The organism is Methylophaga sp. UBA1464, assembly GCF_002325665.1.
In the GTDB taxonomy this organism is placed as follows: Bacteria; Pseudomonadota; Gammaproteobacteria; order Nitrosococcales; family Methylophagaceae; genus Methylophaga.
This window is the reverse complement of sequence record NZ_DCSO01000090.1, coordinates 26,296-30,465: the sequence shown is the minus strand read 5'-3', so window position 1 is coordinate 30,465 and position 4,170 is coordinate 26,296. Positions and strand designations below refer to the sequence as shown.

Genomic DNA, 4,170 nt, shown 5'->3' with positions numbered 1-4,170 from the left:
ATGCAAATTTACATCGTTTAGGCAACGGTGGAGGATTTTATGATCGTACGCTGGACGTTTCGGCAAAACCGTTAAGCATTGGTATCGGCTTTGAATGGATGTTACTTGAAACCATACAGCCGCAGCCACATGATATCCCCATGGATATTATTGTTACAGAAGAAAACATCTATTCTTAACATCTCCTTTTGTGACATTATCAATGCCAGTGCCGGATGACTGGAGTCATCTATAGATATGAATCAGACCATAAGCCGTTTATCAAGCAGCCCGTTATTTGATGGGCTGATTTTTTTATTGTTGTTTCTGGTGTTACTGGCTGACCGCTACACTGTTCCGGGGTTTGCCCACGGTATTTTGTATGCCCCCATTCTAATGCTGGCGAGTGTTGGTGCCAGCATTCGTCGTCTGACAATTACTTTCATCACCAGTTTATTATTTGTTTGGTCCGGGATAGTAATAATACCCGCTAGTCTTGAAGCTATTTTACAGACCCAGTTTATCGCTAACCGGGTGCTGGCCACCCTGGCCTTGATGACCATTTATTTGATCAGCAGTTTTACTATTCGCTCACAGCAACAGCAATCCAGACACCAGCATCAGCTCAAGCTGGCTGCCGACATTGCAAAGCTGGGTTATTGGCAACTAGGGAAGTCCGGACAGTTACATTTAAGTCCCGAAGCCGCTCAAATCCTTAATCAGCATAATCGCAGCACAATTTCTCAGTCGCAATTCGTCTCCTTATTTGTCGACAAACAGCAAAATACCTTACATCAGGCTCTGAATGACATGTTAAATCAACAGAGTTCTATGGATGGCGAATTCTCTTTGATCGGACAGAGTGGGCCGCATCGGATAAGAATATTTTCTTGTCACAACGAGCAGTTACCAAATCAAATTCAAGGTGTCATTCAGGATGTGCATGACAGTAAATTGGTTGAAGCGAGTCTGCATGAAGAACAGCTTCGTTCGCATTATATGGCTGAAAACACATTGCAGTTTATGTGGACGGTTACTGCAGAAGGTATTCTCGACTCTGTTTCCCCCTTCACACTTGAATATTTCGGTAAGTCCGAAACGTATGTTTTAAATAACTGGCTTGAATTGGTTCATCCGGACGATAAACTAAGGGTGCATGAACGATGGCTTCACTCAATGAAAACCGGAGATGCTTATTCTGATGAGTTTCGTCTGCGTCGTTTTGATGATGAATATATGTGGTTTCTGGCGCAAGCCAATGCCATCAGAGATGAGCAGAATCAAATCGCCAAATGGTATGGCTGGAGCACTAATATCCATCAAATCAAAATTCTCCAGCAACAAAGTGAAGCATTATCACAACAACTGCAAAACACACTGGATAGCATCACCGATGCTTTTTTCACATTAAGTACTGATCTGCGTTTTAGTTATCTCAATAACCAGGCAACAGCTTTATTTAACATGACACGCTCCCGGTTATTGGATCATAAAGGCATCGAAAATACCGATATTGATCCTACCGGCTCACTGGTTAAAAAATTGTCATCCGCATTGCTGCAACAACAGGTCATGTCGTTTGAACATTTTTATGATGCAAAAAAACTATGGCTGGATGTCAGGATCTATCCTTCCACCAGCGGTTTAACCGTCTATCTGCGGGATATATCCCGGCATCGCCGGGAATCTGAAGAGCTTAAGTTATTACGCAGTGCTGTTTCACAGCTTAATGATGTGGTGATTATTACTGAAGCACCCAGGAACCCCGGTGAAAAACCCAATATCGTTTTTGTAAACAGTGCGTTTGAACGCATAACGGGCTACAACCGTCAGGAAGTAATCGGTAAAACCCTGAAAGTATTACATGGCCCAAAAACTGAAAAAAATGAACTGAGAAAAATTGAAGCAGCCTATAAAACCTGGCAGCCCATTCGAGCTCAGCTGACGCAATACCATAAAAGCGGGCGGGAGATCGTGCTGGAACTGAATAGCGTGCCAATTGGTTTAACGGCTGGCTGGTATACCCATTGGGTTTCTGTAGAACGTGATATTACCGAAGAAAGACAACTGCAAAAACAACTGCAACTGGCTCAGCGCATGGAGGCGATCGGTCAGCTGACAGGCGGAATTGCTCACGATTTTAATAACCTGTTGACGGTTATCACTGGAAATAGCGACTTGTTAATTGATGAACTGAACGATAAACCATCTTTGCAACCGCTTGTCAGACTGATCAGCAGTGCGGCTGAGCGTGGTGCAGGGTTAACCCGTAATCTTCTGGCCTTTGCACGACGTCAACCATTGTCCCCTGAAGCCGTTAATATCAATATGCTGATACGCAATATGGAAGCGTTGCTGCGAAGTTCATTAGGCCAGAAATACCAGCTGGAGCTGAGCCTCAGCAGTGATCTCTGGCCAGTAATGATTGATCCGGTTCAACTTGAAAGCAGCTTATTAAACCTGACGCTTAATGCGCGTGATGCGATGGCTGATGGGGGCACACTGACGATCAGTACTGAACGGTTTGTATTACTGAAGCAGCAAAAAACATCAGCGAATGATCTGAACGCCGGAGAATACGTAAAAATAGATGTTCTGGATACGGGGGATGGCATATCACAGGATCTGCTGGATAAAGTATTTGAACCATTTTTTACCACGAAACCGGCCGGTAAAGGCAGCGGCTTGGGATTAAGCATGGTTTTTGGTTTTATCAAACAATCTGGCGGGAACATTCAGGTACAGTCCGAAGTGGGTCAGGGCACGAGATTCCAGCTTTTTATTCCGCATACTGACATGCTATCTCCCGCACCGGTTCTCCATGATATTGAAACGCCTGTCCAGGTGGAGAACGGCCAACAGACAATACTGGTTGTCGAGGACAATGATTTGGTCAGGCAATATGCACTCTCTCAGCTTCGGGATGCCGGCTATCAGGTTCTGGCTGCTGCAGATGGCAATCAGGCATTAAACTGGCTTGCGTCAGTACAGCAAATTGATTTACTGTTCACAGACGTGCTTATGCCAGGCGGACTTACTGGTTACGAACTCGCTCAAAAAGCCAAACAACTCCGCAATAATCTGCCCGTTTTATTTACCTCGGGATACACTGAAAAAGTATTAACTGAAGAACAAAGACAAAATGGCAGCATTGCTATTTTGAACAAACCTTATCATCGAGCTGCGCTATTAAACCGAGTCGCGCAGATGCTGGTTAAATAAAACCTGAGAGAATGATACATGTCCGAGCATAAACTGCTGATACTGGATGATGATGAGCTGACTGGAGAAACCATCCGCAATGTCGCCGAATATGCAGGTATGTCGGTTCAGGTAACGACCACGGCCAAGGATTTTTTTGTTTCACTGCAAGCGTGGCAACCCTCTCACATTGCGCTTGATTTAATCATGCCTGATATGGATGGTGTAGAAGTCCTGGGCGCATTAGGTGAACAGCAGATCACTGCCAAAATCATTATTACCAGCGGTGTCGGGCATCAGGTTTTACAAGCTGCTGCTCGCTCTGCTGCAGCGCATGGATTAAATATAGTCGGAATTTTACCCAAACCGTTTAACCCCAAAGCGTTCCGTGAACTGATCGATTTGCCTCCACCAAACCTCATGGATTTACTCGATGGGCAACAATTGCAAGCCAGATCCAACGAACCGGCCATTACATCCGATGATGTATCTCAGGCCATTAAAAACCGGGAAATCACGCTGGCTTACCAACCTAAAGTCAGTTGTACCAGCGGCGCTTTAATGGGATTTGAGGTATTGGCTCGCTGGCATCATGCAGAATACGGTTTTATTGCTCCCGACGTATTTATTGCGATTGCCGAACAGAAAAACCTGATTGATGACTTAACTCTTTTGGTTTTCGAGCAAGCTCTCCCCTGGTTTAATCAGTTTTGCCTGCAACAGCGACAGAACCCAGTGACTGCCCAAACCAGTCAATTACTTTGTTCCATCAATATTTCTGCCTTATCGTTACCCAATATCAATTTGTTCAACCAGATTGAGGAATTGTGTCATTTACATAATGTGAAACTTCACAGCATCATGCTTGAGCTCACCGAAACCGGTGCCATGGATGATCCGGTCGCTTCACTGGATATCCTGACCAGATTGCGGATGAAGGGCTTTCAACTTTCCATCGATGATTTTGGTACGGGATTTTCATCCATGTTG

At 44.7% G+C, this 4,170-nt stretch carries 3 protein-coding genes; all 3 read left to right on the top strand.

The genetic code is table 11. The features are described 5' to 3' along the window. Nucleotides 1-179 (top strand): 5-formyltetrahydrofolate cyclo-ligase (locus B3O33_RS16050; RefSeq protein WP_414673295.1); only part of this gene is annotated, 179 nt, incomplete at its 5' end. A gap of 58 nt (nucleotides 180-237) precedes the next feature. Further along, entirely contained in the window at nucleotides 238-3,201 is a 2,964-nt protein-coding gene (locus B3O33_RS12185) for a hybrid sensor histidine kinase/response regulator (protein ID WP_292360925.1), read from the top strand. An 18-nt stretch (nucleotides 3,202-3,219) separates the two neighbouring features. Then, the coding region (locus tag B3O33_RS12180) for an EAL domain-containing response regulator (RefSeq protein WP_292363710.1) at nucleotides 3,220-4,170 on the top strand (951 nt) is incomplete at its 3' end.

Coding starts and splice junctions, on each gene's coding strand:
- B3O33_RS12185 (WP_292360925.1), top strand. CDS start 238: ATGAATCAGACCATAAGCCGTTTATCAAGCAGCCCGTTATTTGATGGG.